9 protein-coding genes are annotated in these 16,203 nt (G+C 60.4%); 5 read left to right on the top strand and 4 right to left on the bottom strand.

Annotation, left to right across the window (positions count from 1 at the left end; translation table 11 throughout):
* Positions 1-3,633 carry a DNA polymerase III subunit alpha gene (gene dnaE / locus BUE21_RS05115; protein WP_084522907.1) on the top strand — a complete coding sequence of 1,211 codons (3,633 nt, stop codon included), beginning with the start codon at positions 1-3 and terminating at the stop codon, positions 3,631-3,633.
* A gap of 52 nt (positions 3,634-3,685) precedes the next feature.
* Here dnaE and BUE21_RS05110 read toward each other — a convergent pair whose 3' ends face one another.
* Genes BUE21_RS05110 through BUE21_RS05100 form a run of 3 tightly spaced genes read right to left on the bottom strand, consistent with a single transcriptional unit; the run spans position 3,686 to position 8,569 of the window.
* The gene (locus BUE21_RS05110) at positions 3,686-5,482 is read right to left on the bottom strand and encodes an ABC transporter ATP-binding protein (RefSeq protein WP_073355396.1); all 1,797 of its coding nucleotides are present in this window, start codon (positions 5,480-5,482) and stop codon (positions 3,686-3,688) included.
* Complete coding sequence (locus BUE21_RS05105) at positions 5,479-7,203, bottom strand: ABC transporter ATP-binding protein (RefSeq protein ID WP_200796689.1); 1,725 nt, start codon at positions 7,201-7,203, stop codon at positions 5,479-5,481. The genes BUE21_RS05110 and BUE21_RS05105 overlap by 4 nt, the downstream gene beginning before the upstream one ends.
* Positions 7,204-7,240: 37 nt before the next feature.
* Entirely contained in the window at positions 7,241-8,569 is a 1,329-nt protein-coding gene (locus tag BUE21_RS05100) for an MFS transporter (protein ID WP_143164428.1), read from the bottom strand.
* Positions 8,570-8,804: 235 nt separating this feature from the next.
* Between BUE21_RS05100 and BUE21_RS05095 the strand changes: the two genes are divergently transcribed.
* The 4 genes from BUE21_RS05095 (at position 8,805) to BUE21_RS05080 (ending at position 15,895) form a co-directional block, all read left to right on the top strand.
* Positions 8,805-9,710: a helix-turn-helix domain-containing protein gene (locus BUE21_RS05095; RefSeq protein WP_073355388.1), complete on the top strand. Its 906-nt coding sequence runs from the start codon at positions 8,805-8,807 to the stop codon at positions 9,708-9,710.
* Positions 9,711-10,197: 487 nt separating this feature from the next.
* On the top strand, positions 10,198-12,969 hold the full coding sequence (locus tag BUE21_RS05090; RefSeq protein ID WP_159435799.1) for a TonB-dependent receptor domain-containing protein: 2,772 nt from the start codon (positions 10,198-10,200) through the stop codon (positions 12,967-12,969).
* Positions 12,970-13,046: 77 nt separating this feature from the next.
* Positions 13,047-13,862 (top strand): hypothetical protein, encoded by an 816-nt coding sequence (locus BUE21_RS05085; RefSeq protein ID WP_073355383.1) that lies wholly within the window; start codon positions 13,047-13,049, stop codon positions 13,860-13,862.
* 290 nt (positions 13,863-14,152) lie between these two features.
* Entirely contained in the window at positions 14,153-15,895 is a 1,743-nt protein-coding gene (locus BUE21_RS05080; RefSeq protein WP_234971056.1) for a type I secretion system permease/ATPase, read from the top strand.
* A gap of 56 nt (positions 15,896-15,951) precedes the next feature.
* Here BUE21_RS05080 and BUE21_RS05075 read toward each other — a convergent pair.
* On the bottom strand, positions 15,952-16,203 hold a 252-nt coding region (locus BUE21_RS05075), incomplete at its 5' end, for a zinc ribbon domain-containing protein (RefSeq protein ID WP_143164427.1).

The raw sequence follows: 16,203 nt of genomic DNA, 5'->3' as shown, positions 1-16,203 counted from the left end.
ATGTTTGTACACCTGCGCCTGCATTCCGAATTCTCGGTGGTCGATGGCACCACCCGTATCGACCAAGCCGTGAAAAAGGCCGTCGCAAGCCAGCAGCCTGCGCTGGCCATGACCGATCTGAACAATCTGTTCGGTGCCCTGAAGCTCTACACCCAGGCCCGCAAGAAGGGGGTCAAGCCTCTGGTGGGGGCCGAAGTGGTGGTGCAGGGGCTGGGCGATGATCCCCCCAGCCGCCTGCTGCTGCTGGTGCAGGACTGGCAGGGCTACCTGAACCTGAACGAGTTGCTCTCGCTGGCCTGGACGGAAAACAGCCGCCAGTCTCCCCAGGCCCTGGTGACCTGGGCGCAACTGGAGGCCTACAGCAGCGGCTTGATCGCCCTCAGTGGTGCGCATTTTGGGGCTGTCGGGCAAAGCCTGCTGCGCGAAGACCTGGCGCAGGCCCTGGAGCGGGCGCAGACGCTGGCGCGGCTGTTCCCGCAACGTTTCTATCTGGAGTTGCAACGCGCGGGCCGCCGCGAAGATGAGCGGTTAGTGCGCCGCACCGTGCAACTGGCCGTGCAGGCGAAGCTGCCGGTGGTGGCCACGCACCCGGTGCAGTTTCTGGAGCCGGAAGACTTCGAGGCGCACGAGGCACGCGTGTGCATTGCCGAGGGCGAGATGCTGGGCGACCAGAAACGCCCGCGCCGTTTCACCGCCGACCAGTACTTCAAGACCAGTGACGAAATGCAGGCCCTGTTTGCCGATCTGCCGTCGGCACTGCACAACACCGTGGAGATTGCCAAACGCTGCAACCTCACGCTGGTGCTGGGCAAGCCGCAACTGCCGGACTTTCCGATTCCCGACGGCATGACGGTGGGCGAATACTTCCGCCATGTGTCGCAGCAGGGGCTGGAGCACCGGCTGGCCATGCTCTACCCCGATGCCACCGAGCGCGAGGCGCAACACCCGCGCTACCAGGAGCGGCTGGAATTCGAGCTGACCACCATCCTGAACATGGGGTTTCCGGGCTACTTCCTGATCGTGAGCGACTTCATCCAGTGGGCCAAGGACAATGGCTGCCCGGTCGGGCCGGGGCGTGGCTCCGGTGCGGGGTCGCTGGTGGCCTACGCGCTGCTGATTACCGATCTGGACCCGCTGCAATACAACCTGCTGTTCGAGCGGTTCCTGAACCCGGAGCGGGTGTCCATGCCCGACTTCGACATTGATTTCTGCCAGACCAACCGCGACCGTGTGATCGAGTACGTCAAGCAGAAATACGGGCGCAATGCCGTCAGCCAGATCGCCACCTTCGGCACGATGGCCGCGCGCGCCGCCATCCGCGACGTGGGGCGTGTGCTGGACTTCAGCTACACGTTCTGCGATGGCATCTCCAAGCTCATCCCCAACAAGCCCGGCAAGCCCATCACGATTGCCCAGGCCATCGAGGAAGAACCGCTGCTCAAGTCCCGGCTGGAGAACGAGGACGAGGTGAAAACCCTGCTGGAGATGGCGCAGAAGCTCGAAGGCCTGACCCGCAACGTGGGCATGCACGCCGGGGGCGTGCTGATTGCGCCGGGCAAGCTCACCGACTTCTGCCCGCTCTACCAGCAGCCCGGCAGCGACGCGGCGGTGAGCCAGTACGACAAGGACGATGTGGAGGCCATTGGCCTGGTCAAGTTCGATTTTCTGGGGCTGGCCACGCTGACGATTCTGGAGCTGGCGCGGCAGTTCATCATGGCCCGCCACCCCGGCCAGGAAAACTTCGCGTTCGAGACCATTGCACTCGACGACAAGGCCACCTACAGGCTGTTCCAGGAAGGCAAGACCGAGGCCGTATTCCAGTTTGAAAGCCGGGGCATGCAGGGCATGTTGAAAGAAGCCAAGCCCAGCCGCCTGGAAGACCTGATTGCCCTCAACGCGCTGTACCGACCCGGCCCGATGGATCTGATTCCCTCCTATGTGGCGCGCAAGCACGGCAAGGAAGAAGTCGAGTACCCGCACCCGCTGGTCGAGCAGATGCTGTCCGAGACCTACGGCATCATGGTCTATCAGGAGCAGGTGATGCAGACCGCGCAGATTCTGGGCGGCTACACGTTGGGCGGCGCGGACATGCTGCGCCGCGCCATGGGCAAGAAAAAGCCCGAGGAAATGGCCAAGCACCGCCTGATCTTCCGCGAGGGCGCGGCCAAGAATGGCATCGACCAGGACAAGGCCGATGAAGTCTTCGACCTGATGGAGAAATTCGCGGGCTATGGCTTCAACAAGTCGCACGCGGCGGCCTATTCGCTGCTGGCCTACCACACCGCCTGGCTGAAGGTGCATTACACGGCGGAATTCTTCTGCGCCAACATGACCATCGAGATGGACGACACCGACAAGCTCAAGGTGCTCCTGGAAGATGCGCAGAAATTCAGCATCCGCTTCGAGCCGCCGGATGTGAACCGGGGTGCGTACCGCTTCGAGCCAGTCTCCGACAAGGTCATCCGCTACGGGCTGGGCGCAGTCAAGGGCACGGGACAGGCCGCCATCGAGGCCATCATTGCCGCGCGGGAAGGGCGCGGCGCGGGTGAGCGCGGGCGCGACCAGGGGCCGTTCCAAAGCCTGTTCGATTTCTGCCTGCGCGTGGATCGGCACAAGATCAACAAACGCACCATCGAAGCCCTCATCAAGGCCGGTGGCTTCGACAGCATGGAGCCGAACCGCGCCGCCCTGCTTGCCAGTCTGGAAACCGCGATGGAATGGGCGGCCACCACGCTGGCCAATGCCAACCAGGGCGGCCTGTTCGACATGCTGGGCGACGATGCCACCGGCTCCAGCACCCAGGAGCCTTCCCTGACCGACACCATCCCCTGGGGCGTGAAGGAGCGGCTGATGCAGGAGAAATCCGCGCTGGGCTTCTTCCTCTCGGGTCATTTGTTCGACGAATTCGCAGCCGAGGTGCGGCGGTTCGTGCGCACCAGCATCGACAATCTGGAGGACACGCGCGAGACGCAGCGCGTGGCAGGCATCGTCAGCGACATCCGCAGCATCAATGGCCAGCGCGGCAAGATCACCATCTTCAAGCTGGACGACCGCAGTGCCACCATCGAAGCCGTGGTGGACGAGGCCACCATGCAGCGGTGCGGCACAGTGCTCAAGGAAGACGAACTGCTGGTGCTGAACGTGCGCTACCAGCCGGGGCGCAACGGCTTCGAGCCACGCCTGAACGTGCAGCAGATGCGCGACCTGCCCGCCGCCCGCTGTGCCCACGCCCGCTTTCTCAAGATCGATGTGCCTGCTGCACGGCAGGGGCTGTTGCCACTGCTGGAGGGCCTGCTCCAGAAGTACCCGCCCGTGCCATCGCCCGATGAGGATGCAGGAGCGCATTCATCCGGCTTCGGCCCGGACGGCATGGACGAGCCACAGGGCGGGCTGGGTATGCTGCCCGACACCATGCCACGACTGGGCACGCTCCCATCGGCATCACCTCTGGCCCCAGTGGTTTCCACCCAGGGCGTGCGCCTGCGCATTGCGCTGCAATGCCAGTCCGGGCAGGGCAGTGCCCGCGCCGAACTGGTGCTGGGGGACGAAGCGCGCATCTTCCCGTCTGACGAAGCCCTGACTGAATTGCTGCTGAACAACGGAGGCACAGGGGTGGAAGTGCTGTACCCGTGAGGGCTGCCGCTGCCTGGCACACGAAGCCGTGCGAAAGCAGAACGAATATGGCCTATCTGTCCTGCCTGGCATGCCAGTTCTTGGCACTTTGCTGGGCCTGCCACATGCGGGCGTAACGGCCCTTACAGGACAGCAGATCGGCATGCCTGCCGGCCTCGACCACTTGTCCATCGTCGATCACCAGAATCTGGTCGGCAGCGGCAATGGTTGATAGGCGGTGGGCAATCACGATCACCGTGCGCTCACGCACCAGAGCATCAATGGCGGTCTGCACCGCCACTTCGCTCTCGGTATCCAGCGCGGCGGTAGGCTCGTCGAGGATGACGATGGGGGCATTCTTGAGCATGGCCCGCGCAATGCTGATGCGCTGACGCTCGCCGCCCGAGAGCCGCCCGCCGATGTCGCCCACGCGTGTGGCGTAGCCCTCGGGCAAGCGCGTGACGAACTCATGGCAATGGGCCGCACGGGCGGCGGCCTCGACCTCTGCATCGCTGGCGTCGGGCCGGGCCATGCGGATGTTGGCCAGGATGGTGTCGTCGAACAGGTACACGTCCTGGAACACCACGGAAATCAGCGCATTGAGCTGCTCCGGCGCGATCGCGCGGATATCCACGCCACCGATGGTGATGGCCCCAGCCTGCGGGTCGGCATGGCGCATCAGTAAACGCGTCACCGTGGTCTTGCCGCTGCCCGAAGGGCCAACCAAGGCCGTCAGGCTGCGGGCTGGCAGATGCGCATCCAGATCGCGCAGCGTGGGCTGCCCGGCACTGGCATAGCCAAAGCGCACACCCGCGAAGGCTACCTCAAAAGTCTTTGGCATCTGCTCGGGCGATTGCTGGGGCAAGGGTGCGACGGCCAGCAGGGCATTGATCTTGCCGAGCGCCGCCTCGATCAGGTCGATCACCTTGGCGTACAGCACAAAAGTCGCCAACGGTTCGGCAAAGCGCACCACGATCACCATCAAGGCCGCCAGAATGGCGACATCCAGCGAACCTTGCACGACCAACAGCGTGCCGGCGAACACCACCAGCAGGATGGCCAGCTCCATGACGGTTGCCAGGACCAGGTTCGGCTTGGCGCCTTTCTTCTGGCCGATGGTCTGGATCATTTCCAGGTGCTTGAAACTGGCCTGCAAGGCCACAGCGTGCTCACCCACACAACATGCCGACCGCAGTACCGGCAGGCCCTGGGCGTACTCCAGAATATCGCTGCTGGTGCGCTCGTTGGCATCGGCCAGCATGCGCATGCCGCGCCCGAAGGCCGGACGCCGCCAGCGGTACAGTGGAATCAGCAGCGGAAACACCAGCAGCAGAATCAACCCCATGCGCCAGTCGAACCACAGGGCTGCCAGCGCCACCACCACCGGCGTGACCAGGGCGGTGGTCATCATATTGGCAACGGTCAGGATATAGCTCAGCGTCTCGTCCACATTGCCCAGCAACGTGGCATTCACCGCGCCAGTGCGTTTGTCCTGCAAGACCTCCAGCGGAATCCGCCGCAATTGCTCGCCCAGCTCGGTGCGCAGTTCATGGGTGTTGTGCACCATGTCGCCCCGGTAATCGAAGCCCTGGGCCCACCAACGCACTGCCGTGCTTGCCAGCATCAATGCCGTCATCGCGAGAAACCAGGGCCAGGCGGCAGTCCAATCCGCCTGCGGAATCAGTGCCTGGAACAAGGGCATCAGGCATGCCAAAGCCAAACCTTGCAGGGCAGCAGCCAAGCCCAGCCCGATCAGGCTGGCCCGCAATTGGGGGGCGCGGCTGCGGGCACTGCTCATCAGTTGCTGCCAGGTCTCGCGCAGGGGCGTGATCCTGCGTGCGGTCTTCGGCGTGGGTTGCTGTGTACTCATGCCATGACTCCTGCCAGCGACCAGTTCTGCGCTGTTTCATAGTTGTGCCATAGCCGCGCATACACGCCGCCCTGTGCCACCAGCGCATCGTGTCGGCCTTGCTCGGCCAGTTGCCCCTGGTCGAATACCAGAATCTGGTCGGCATCCCGGATGGTCGATAGCCGGTGCGCCACCATCAGCACCGTCTTGCCGTGCATCAGGTTCGACAGTGCCGCCACCAGTGCCGCCTCGTTTTCCGGGTCGGCAAAGGCTGTGGCCTCGTCCAGCACCAGAATGGGCCGGTTCTGCAAGATGGCGCGGGCGATGGTGATGCGCTGGCGTTGCCCGCCGGAGAGAAAGACACCCCGCTCGCCTGCGGGAGTGTCATAGCCTTGCGGCAAGGCCATGATGAACTCATGGGCCTGGGCGGCCTTGGCAGCGGCAATGACTTCATCCATGGTCGCAGCACCCAGACCCAGGCGGATGTTGTTGGCGATGGTGTCGGCAAACAGAAACGTGTCCTGAAACACGAAAGCCACCTGCTGCATCAAGACCTCGGGCAGCATCTCGCGCACATCCACGCCGCCCACCCGAATACAGCCAGAACTCACGTCCCAGAAGCGCGGAATCAGCCGCGCCACCGTCGTCTTGCCCGCACCCGAAGGGCCGACCAGTGCCGTGACACTGCCTTGAGGTGCCTCGAAGCTCACACCTTGCAGCACCCGCTCGCCATCAGCCATGTAGCGAAAATCCACGTTCTCGAAGCACACGCTGGCATCTCGCGGCACCTTGGCCTGGGCACTATCCACCACTGGCAGCTCCGGCTCGGCCATGACTTCGTGGATGCGGTAGATGCTCATCTGTGTCTTGGCGACCAGGTGCTTGAGCGACATCAGCGGCAGCAGCGATTCGGCCATGCCCGTGCCCACCAGCAGCACTGCCAACCAGGTCGAAGCCGCCAGCGCGTCACGGCTGATCAGCCAGCCGCCCAGCCACACCAGCACCGCCAGGGTGGGCAGCGGATTGAGGATGGCCATCGACAGGCGCGACGACAAACCCGCCATCCGGTACCACTGCAACACCACCTCGACGAAGGCATTGAGTGCCTGCTGGTAACGCTGGAACGTGGTCGTGCCAGTGTCGAAGGTACGCACCACCGGCATGGCCTGCACATACTCCACCACGGCCTTGCTCACGTTCTCGCTGGCGGCGTGGTAACGCTGCATCATCTCGCCGCTGCCGCGCATGGCAAGCGACACCACCGCCATGCCGACCGCCAGCACCGCCGTCGCCGCCAGGGCCAGCCGCCAATCCAGCCACCACAGCAGCGCGAAGGTCAGTAGCGGCGAGACATAAGCCCGCGCATACAAAGGCGTGCTGTCGGCCACAAATACATGCAGCGCCTTGACGTCATCCATCATCACCTTGGTCAAAGCACCGGAGCCGGTCTGCTGCACATAGCCCAGCGGCACCCGCGCCAGATGCTCGGAAAGATCGGTACGCAAGCGGGTTTCCAATTGGAAGGCCGCGAAATGCGAGCGATTGAATGCCGTCAGCCGCAGAACGTACGCCAGTACCGTCAGCACGACGGCCAGCGACAGGGCTGCCCAAGGCCACTGGCCGGGTGCGATCAGCAAGGTATGCACGCACCAGGCCAGCGCGCACAAGGCCCCCAGGGCACAGGCGGCTGCCAGCCCCGCCAAGGCCATGGCCAGGCGGATCTGGCCCTGCACAGGCCGCATGATGGACCAGACACCTGGAACCGCCTGAGAGTTGCCCTCACTCATATGCCGTAAGCCCCCTCGCTTTGTCATCCAGGGAAGGAGCCTTGCGCCTGACCACCAGTACTGCGACCACGGCTGAAGCCGCTGCCAGTCCGAAGCACACTTCGTATCCAAGATGTTGGGACAGCCAGCCTCCGGCCACACCTCCTGCCACCGCCAGCAAGGCATCGGCACTCTGGAACAGGGTGAAATCCACACCGGACTGCAAGGGCGAGGTTAGCCCCATCAGCGCCGAATACAGCGCGACCCAGACAAAGCCCAGCACCGCGAACATCAGCCCCACCAGCACCATCAACACCGTCAGGGAAGCCGTGGGGGCCGCGAGAGTCAAAGCAGCCAGAACCAGTGCCTTCAAGCCCACCGCAATCCACACCGCCCGCCAGCCTGGCGCGGCGCGTACCAGAATGCCGCCCAGGAAAGCCCCGGTCAGCCCGGCACCAATATGCAGGGAGCCGAACAACCAGCCCAGTTGCTCCAGGCTCAAGCCCTTGTCGAGCAGGAATGGGCCAAACATCCCCAGCGTCAAGCGCACCCCTACGCTGGAGAGCAGCATCAACACCAGACCGATGCGTATCTCCGGCCGGCGCAGCGCATGCATCAGCCCAGGACGGTGGCCGACAGCCAAGGTTCTATCACGGGGCGGCTCACGCAAGAACAGCATCGGTATGCTCAGCAGCAATACCGCCAGGCTGGCAGCCATGAGTGCCCATGGCCAGCCTGCAGATCCGGCCACCAACAGGAACCCCCCAGCGCCCAGCATCGCCCCGACATAGCTGCCACCCACCTGGGCAACATTGCCCCAGCCGCGCTGCTGGCTGGCAAGCTGCTCAACCGTAAAGCCGTCGCTGGCCACGTCCGTGGTTGCGGCCACCAAGGCCGCCAGCAACAAGCCGCCCAGAATCCATCCGGCATGCCCTGACAGCGAGAGAACCCCACCCAGCGCCGCCAGCCCCAACAGCAGCAATACCGCGGCAATCAACCATTGGCCTGTCAAGACCAGTGTCCGTGAATGCCGCGTCAGTTGGCCGGCAGGCAAACGCCAGCGCTCCACCGCTGGTGCCCACAGAAAACGCAGCCCCCAAGGTATCCATAGCAGGGCCGTCAACCCAGCCACCTGTAACGAAGCTCCCGCATCGCGCAACAGCGAAGGCAGTGCCTGGGTAGTTAAAGCCGTAATAATCGTCTGGCTGATATAGATGCCTGCAATAGCAGGTAAAACCTGCCGCGCACTCAGGCGCGACGGAACTAGGGAGGAAATCGACATACTGAAAAAGTCCGTGGCCTGATTAAGGCTTTTGTCATGGGCTAGATGCGGGTAAATCACAATTGCCAATGTCTATCTTGTATATTTAGCGATAAGATAGGTAATAGTGATATCGAGCATCATTACGCCAACTGAAAAATGGCGCTAACGGTTTACGGAAAAAATTTGATGTTTTCAGGAAATTTTTATGGCGGGGAACGCAGAGATAGTGTCCGGCCAACCAGCCCTTGATCCAGGCAAACTGCCAGAAGAAGGGCTGGACCACGTACACGAAGATTGGAGGCACGCGGTTCACATGTATCAACCCTGCGAAGGGTTGTGCATCAGCTGCATCAATGGCCGCCCAGGCAGCAAATGGGCATTTCAGGCAGAAGGGCCATCGGCCTTCAGCGTGAACATCCTGCTCGAAGGCCGCATGCAGGCAGCCTTCGACGATGGTGCCGTGCTCGATGCCAAGGCGGGATCGGCCATCATGATGGCGACAGGCTCATACGCCAAAGGCTGGGACGTGCTCGACGGCCAGTCTGAAGGTGCCTTCCGCATGGTCAGCATCCACATGCCGCAAACCGCCATGGCTGGCCTGACCGGCCTGCAGATGGACGACTTGCGCAGCCGCATCTGCACCGTGGCTGGCGATCAATCGCACATCGACGCCTTTCTCGGTGTCATGCCGGCCTCCAGCGGCCTGCAGCGTATCGCGTGCGACCTGCTGGGCTTTGGCTGCACTTACCCCGGTCCCTGCATCTCACGCGATCTGTACCTGCGCGCCAAGGCGTTCGAGGCCATCGCCTGCTTCCTGCGTGAAAACCTCGCAGCGCAACAGGTTGTACTGCCGGTGCCTGCTGACAGACCCCACCTGATCGACGCTCGCGCGCTTCTGGAGAAGAGCTATGACCAGGACTGGACCGTGCAAACCCTGGCCCGCGCCGTGGGCCTGAACGAAAAACGCCTGCAGTCGGGCTTTCATGCCATGTATGGCTGCTCGGTCTATGCCTGCCTGACCCGCATCCGACTCGACGTTGCCATCACCATGCTGCAACGCGGCACCAGCGTCACCGAAACCGCCATCAGCTGCGGCTTTGCCAACCTCAGCCACTTCAGCCGGTTGTTCCGCACCCACACCGGCATCTCGCCCAAGCAGTGCGCACTGGGCATCACCCCCAAGCTGCAACGCCAACTGGCGGGTGATGGCCTGCAGTAATTCCCGCCAGCCACACCGCCACAACACACCTTCAGGCCGCGTCACGGCGTGGCTGGAAGCAAGCACTTACCCGCCGCGCATGGTGTACTGCAACAAAAAACCCCGAAATGTCAAATTTTTCCCGTAAACCGTTAGCACGGTTGGCGAAATTTGGTAATCATCCGGGATAGCTGGTAATCGACAGCCTTCCACAAGAGTCTTCATCGAAAGACGCTCACTCCTTCCCATCGCAGCGGACATCGCGCCGCAAGGGGCAAGGAACGCACTCGGAGGCAACAGGGGCCAGCCAGGGGATAGGCATGCTTTACGCAATATTGTAAATACCTATCATTCAATATATTATTCGTAGTAAAGGCAGATTCAGATGGTATTCAGGAGAGACAACGCTGGGAGCACTGAGGGTATAGCCCTCTCCAGACGACAGGGGCAAACGGCACGCAGGCCGGCCCATCAGCGCCAGGATGGCCTGCATCTGCGCCCCAGCCGTTTGTGCCTGGCCATTGCCCTGGTGCTCTCGGGCCAGCAAGCATTGGCCCAGGAAGCACAGCGCCCCTCCCCTGACCAGGAAGAACCGTCTGTTCTGAATATCACCGATGCCGATGCCCCTCACACGCTGGACGCCGTGGAGGTAGTCGGCACAGCCGAACAAGAAAAGAAGGCCATAGGCAACACCAGCGGGGCGAGTAAGGAGGATGTGGAGCGGCGTAGGGCCAGCCACATGGCAGACTTACTCGATTCGATTTCCGGTGTTTCAGCAAACAATCTTTATGCCGCTCCTGAAACTTCCGTCAAGGTCCAAGGCATCGTTGGTTATGGACGAGTATCGCAATCACTGGAAGGTGTGACCCAAAACTTTCATGCTTTCACCAAAGATATTGGCCGAACTGGTTCGATCTTTGTGGACCCTGGGCTGCTCAGCTCCATTGATGTCACTCGCGGCGTTAGTACCAGCACCGGCACTCTCGGGAGTCTAGGTGGCGCGGTTGATTTCAAGTACATGGACTTGGATGACATTCTGCTCCCAGGGAAAAGCTTCGGCGGGATGATTCGTGGGCAAACCGGATTCAGCAAATACCGTAATGGCGAGAAACCTTCCGGATCATTCTTCCTCGGTGGGCGCAACGAGCGATGGGATGTGATGGTTGGCGCCTCTGATAGTCGAAACGATGCCTATCGCATCGGCAGCAGCTTCGACAAGGGAGATATGTTGCGAAACTTCCATGCCAATAACTTGGAGTTTCGCGACAGGGCAAATACATATTTGAATCCAAAAGTAGGAGATTGTAGTTATCTGGGTGTCGTCGGTGTAACCGGCGGCGGCCGTGACGGATTCAGAAACTGCCAGTTGACTCCAGAAAAAGCCGATTGGTTAAAACAGGCAGCCAAGTCTGGTGAGTTGAAGGGCACGCAGCGCGATGCAGATGCCCAGATGGTGAGGTTGCGTCACTTCTTCGATGATGCCAATAGCCAAAGCCTAGAATTGTTTGCCACAGCCAATCATGCCAAATACGAAACCGATCAGCAGCCCATCATTTACATCCCAGAAAAAGACGGCAGCTCCTTCATGCCGGGAACAGAGAACGGTGCGCTATGGGGGGGGCAGCCGTGGTCAGTAGGCTCTGAGCTAAAGAGTCAGGTCCTCAGCTTGAAGTACAAGGCAGCTTTCTCTGATCTGGTTAATCCGCAAGTGCAAGTTTTTCGAGAAGTTCAGGATCGCAAACAGCGTTGGGTAGCTCAGGCAGGCAGTGTCGTGCCAGGCGAGCAAATACATTATTTTGTTGAGAATGAGTCGTTTGGCCTGAAGCTAGGTAATGCCAGCCATTTCGATGTCGGCACATTGGGGCCATTGCGTTTAGATGCGGAACTTCAAATGGCTCGCCGTAATAAGAACGTCGACAGCTATGGCGAAGACGAAGCCTACGGGAAGCATATAGAAGATAGGCTTGGTATCGAATACAAGGGAAAAAAATGGGATCCTGATTCGCGAGCTAATACCACTGGAATATCGCTGGCATTGAGTACTGAAGGCAACGGTCCGTGGCAAGCCAGTGCTGGTATCGGTTGGCAGCGCGTGTCTATGGATATTTACGATCTCCGCTATCAAATAGGTGGAATTCGTAAAGAAGGAACACAGTATAGTGTCCTGCACTATTACAGTGATTTCCTTTCCCAAGGGTACGATAACAACACCGCCTATGCTATGGCAGATACGCTGGCTAACCAACAGCATGCCGAATTTAACAATGCTGATACTTGGGTCGAACGCGATGAGAAAAAACGCTTCAACCTGAAGCAAGCCCATTTCTCTTTGCAATACACCAAGCCTGGCACAGGGTTTACCACCTATGCCAGCGTGGGGTATAGCGAACGCGCACCCACCAGTAGCGAAATGTATCTTTACGGCATGTGGCTGCGCCAGGGATTTACGGCAAATCCGCATTTGGAGCCGGAGAAAAATCTTTTACTCAATCTGGGTGTGAACTACCAGCGTAATGCTTGGCTAATGAGTCAAGACTCACTGCATCTAGGTGTCGGCTTTTATCGGAATCGCATTCGCAACTACATCGGCTATGGGCCGATCTGGCATGAGAATCAAGCGTCAAGTGAACAAAATGGTGTTTTTGCCAGTGTAAATAACTTGGCTCCGGTGATTCGCCAAGGATTTGAGCTGAACTTAGCCTATCAGCAGCCATTATTTTATATACGCACCAATATCACCCTGCCTCTGCGCCATAACAACAAGATGTGCAGTCATCAAAACCCTAGCAATAAGGGCTATAGCAGTGTAAGAGATCCACTGACTGGGAATGTGACCTATACCTCTATCGGCAAAGGTGACCGCCTGTGTTATTCCGGTTGGAACTGGATAGAGGATGGGCAAATCGAGCCAATCAGTGGCAGTCTGACTGCTGCTTTGACTCCCTATCAGGGCAGACTGGAATTAGGCGGAACCCTACACTATCGTGGCAAGCAGCGCGCTTCTTACTGGTATGTTGATAGTGCTCAAAATAAAGGTAGGGGGCACCCAAGTAATAGTTCCTCTAGTGCTTTGCCTGATGGCGATGGGTTCATTACTGCCGACCTGTATCCGAGCATGATGAAGGTGGATCTTTTCCTCAACTATCGTTTTAACGACAACCTAAAAATGGGCGTCTATGTGGCGAATCTGACGGACAAGATGGATGGTGTGCCCACCACGTTCGGCTACAACTTTTATCCAGGGCGGACCATTACCGCCAATATGGAATACCGATTTTGAGGTTTTGCCGTTTCACTCATTGGGGGTGAGACATCAATTGTCGGAGTGGCGACCGACGTAACTTCTGGAGCAGTCAAATGACGCTTAAAAGCAATATCGATACCTGGACAGGTCTCTACAACAACACCGGCATCAACGCTGGAGGCGGTAACCCTGCCTACATCGGCTCGGTCATCGATGTTAATGGCAATCCGCATGTTGGCCCTGCCATCTACACCGGTGTGGGCAACGCAATCTGGGAGTTCAACTGGTACGCTGGCCAAGGCCTGCCGTCTGGCGGAACTTCCGGCGGGAAGTTCCTGGTGGAATCCACCGGAGGCTTTTCATGGGATACGGTGCCTGCAACAGGCAGTTTGCTTTCCATGGAGACAGAGGGTTCGTTGAACACTCTGTACCTGGGAACCAACGCCCTGGGTGATACCGGTGCTTCCCCTGGCCAGTACACGGTAACGACCTTCAATCCACTGCAACCTCTGCTCGTGGTCGATGGCTTCAACTATGTGGTGGACTACGCTGCCACCCTGTTCGGTGCATCGGACGGCAACGACACCATCCTGTTGACCGACACCACTGCTGGTGGTTTGGCCTTCGAGGATCTGATGTCGAAGCCTGGGTACTATGGGTCGGCCACCATGAACGCCGCAGTGCTTTATAACCTGGCGTTCGAAGAAAACGTTGAAGGCGTGTCGATCTTCGAATGGGCGCTGGATCAGTACTTGAAGCATGAAGGTGCGGCGAACGGTATCGCAGACACTTGGACGAATATCGACAATGCTTTGTCGGATACCAATGTGTCGATCGACTACTACGCCCAGGCTAGCACCTACGCCTCCGGCGGTGTCATCACTTCTGCTGCTGCCGAAGTCGAAAGCGACCTCCTGCTGGCCGCGTAAGCAGCCATTCCAGAAATGCAAGAGGTTTGACCGGAAAAGTGGTGGTGATTTTCTAGCGGGAAGATCCACCACTTGACCGGGTAGTACCGGAGCCTGGTGCTTTTTGGCCAGGCTCCGTCTTCCGGAAGCCGTCGATTTTAGCGGTTTACGGAACCACCTGCAAAAACAAGCTGCAGGCAGATTTCGGCTTTCCCCGTTTTTATGGGGAGGGGGATTCTTTTTCCGTAAAAAGGGCTGGTGATGTGATGACGGCGGGCAAATCCCGGCCGGCAGAGGGTGCGCACGGTGAGTTGGCCCGTGCTCTGCTGACCTACAAACGCAGTTTCGTACATATCGGCGTGTTCTCGGGCGTCATCAATATCCTGATGCTGGCCCCGGCGCTGTACATGCTGCAAGTGTATGACCGGGTACTGGCCTCCGGCAACGAAATGACCTTGCTGATGCTCACCGTCATCCTGCTGGGCATGTATGCCCTGATGGGCGCGCTGGAGTGGGTGCGTTCGCTGGTGGTGCTGCGCCTGGGCACCGGGTTTGACCGCAAGCTGGCCCCCCGCATCTACGACGCGACTTTCAGTGCCAACCTCAAGACCGGCAAGCTCAACGCAGCCCAGCCGCTGGATGATTTGCAGCAACTGCGCCAGTTCGCCACCGGCCAATCATTGTTCGCGCTGTTCGATGCGCCCTGGTTCCCGGTGTATGTGCTGGTGATGTTCTATTTCCACCCCGCACTGGGCTGGTTCGCCCTGGGCGGCACCGTGGTACTGATGGGCGTGGCCTGGCTCAATGAGCGGGTGAGCCGCCCGCACCTGAAAAAAGCCGGGGAACTGGCGATCAATTCCCGCCGTGATGCCGGGGCCAACCTGCGCAATGCCGAGGTGATTGCCGGCATGGGCATGCTGGCGAATCTGCGCCGCCGCTGGGCCGAGCAGCACCTGGGCTATGTGCGTGAGCAGAACCTGGCCAGTGCCCGCATGGCGAAGATTCAGGGCTGGAACAAGGCGCTGCGCATGGCGGTGCAGTCCCTGGCCTTGGGCCTGGGGGCCTGGTTGGTGCTGGAAAACCAGATGACGGCGGGCATGATGATTGCCGGCTCCATCCTGCTGGGCCGCGCCCTGGCGCCCATCGACCAGATCATGGGCGCATCGCGGCAATGGACGCAGGTCAAGGAAGCGGAACGCCGCCTGAGTCAGTTGCTTGGTGACTTTCCGCCGCTGGCCAAGGGCATGGATTTCCCCCGGCCAGCAGGCAACCTGGCGGTCGAGCAGTTGTTGGCCGCCCCGCCCAGCCAGACCCAGCCGGTGCTGCATGGCATCAACTTCAAGCTGAACGCCGGTGAGGCGCTGGTGGTGATTGGCCCATCTGGTGCGGGCAAGACCACACTGGCCCGCTGCCTGGTCAATGCCTGGCCGCCGCTGCGCGGCAAGGTTCGGCTGGACAGCGCCCCGCTCGACCAATGGCGGCCCGAAGCCCTGGGCGCGCTGGTCGGCTACCTGCCGCAGGACGTGCAACTGTTCGCAGGTACGGTGGCCGAGAACATTGCCCGCTTCGGTGAGGTGGATGAAGCCAAGGTGATTGCCGCTGCGCAGATGGCCGGGGTGCATGAGCTGATTCTGCAATTGCCCGAGGGCTACCAGACCCGTCTGGGCGAAAACGGCATGGGCCTGTCTGGCGGGCAACGCCAGCGCGTGGGCCTGGCCCGTGCGCTGTACGGCGAGCCGTGCCTGGTGGTGCTGGATGAACCCAACGCCAACCTCGACGAAGCCGGTGACGCCATGCTGGCCGAGGCCATTGGCCGGATGAAGACCGCTGGCATCACCCTGGTGCTGATCACGCACAAACCCAACATCCTCAAGCAGGCCGACAAGCTGCTGATCTTGCACGCCGGCGCCCAGGCCGACTTCGGCCCGATGACCGAGGTGATGCAGCGCATGCAACGCGGTGCGCAGGAGCCGCCCCGATCACCGGGCCGGGTAATGCCCTTGCCCCCTTACGGCACGGCCATGAACTTTGCGCAACGCAAGGAGGGAGCTTGACATCCTCCCCTCCCTAAAGACAGGGGATTCCCGCTTCACAGAACCGTGCCCATGCCTCAAAAAGCCACAGGACTTACCGCTTCTCCACGGGCTGACACCGCCAGTCCGGCGGCCAGTACGTTGCGCGCAGCGTTCACGTCCCGGTCGTGGTGTTCTCCACATTCCGGGCACGTCCACTGCCGCACATTCAAAGGCATCTTTGGCATGGTGTATCCGCAGTCCGAGCAACGCTTTGACGAGGGATACCACTGGTCGATTCCTACCAGTTCACGGCCATACCAGTGGGCCTTGTATTCCAGTTGCCGCAC

Source organism: Lampropedia hyalina DSM 16112 (assembly GCF_900129055.1).
Classification (GTDB): domain Bacteria; phylum Pseudomonadota; class Gammaproteobacteria; order Burkholderiales; family Burkholderiaceae_C; genus Lampropedia; species Lampropedia hyalina.
This window is presented reverse-complemented; position numbering and strand designations above follow the sequence as displayed.

Excerpts from the sequence above, each read along its gene's own strand:
- BUE21_RS05095 (WP_073355388.1), top strand. The coding sequence starts at position 8,805 with ATGTATCAACCCTGCGAAGGGTTGTGCATCAGCTGCATCAATGGCCGC.
- BUE21_RS05105 (WP_200796689.1), bottom strand. The coding sequence starts at position 7,203 with ATGCGGCCTGTGCAGGGCCAGATCCGCCTGGCCATGGCCTTGGCGGGG.
- BUE21_RS05110 (WP_073355396.1), bottom strand. The coding sequence starts at position 5,482 with ATGAGTACACAGCAACCCACGCCGAAGACCGCACGCAGGATCACGCCC.
- dnaE (WP_084522907.1), top strand. The coding sequence starts at position 1 with ATGTTTGTACACCTGCGCCTGCATTCCGAATTCTCGGTGGTCGATGGC.
- BUE21_RS05085 (WP_073355383.1), top strand. The coding sequence starts at position 13,047 with ATGACGCTTAAAAGCAATATCGATACCTGGACAGGTCTCTACAACAAC.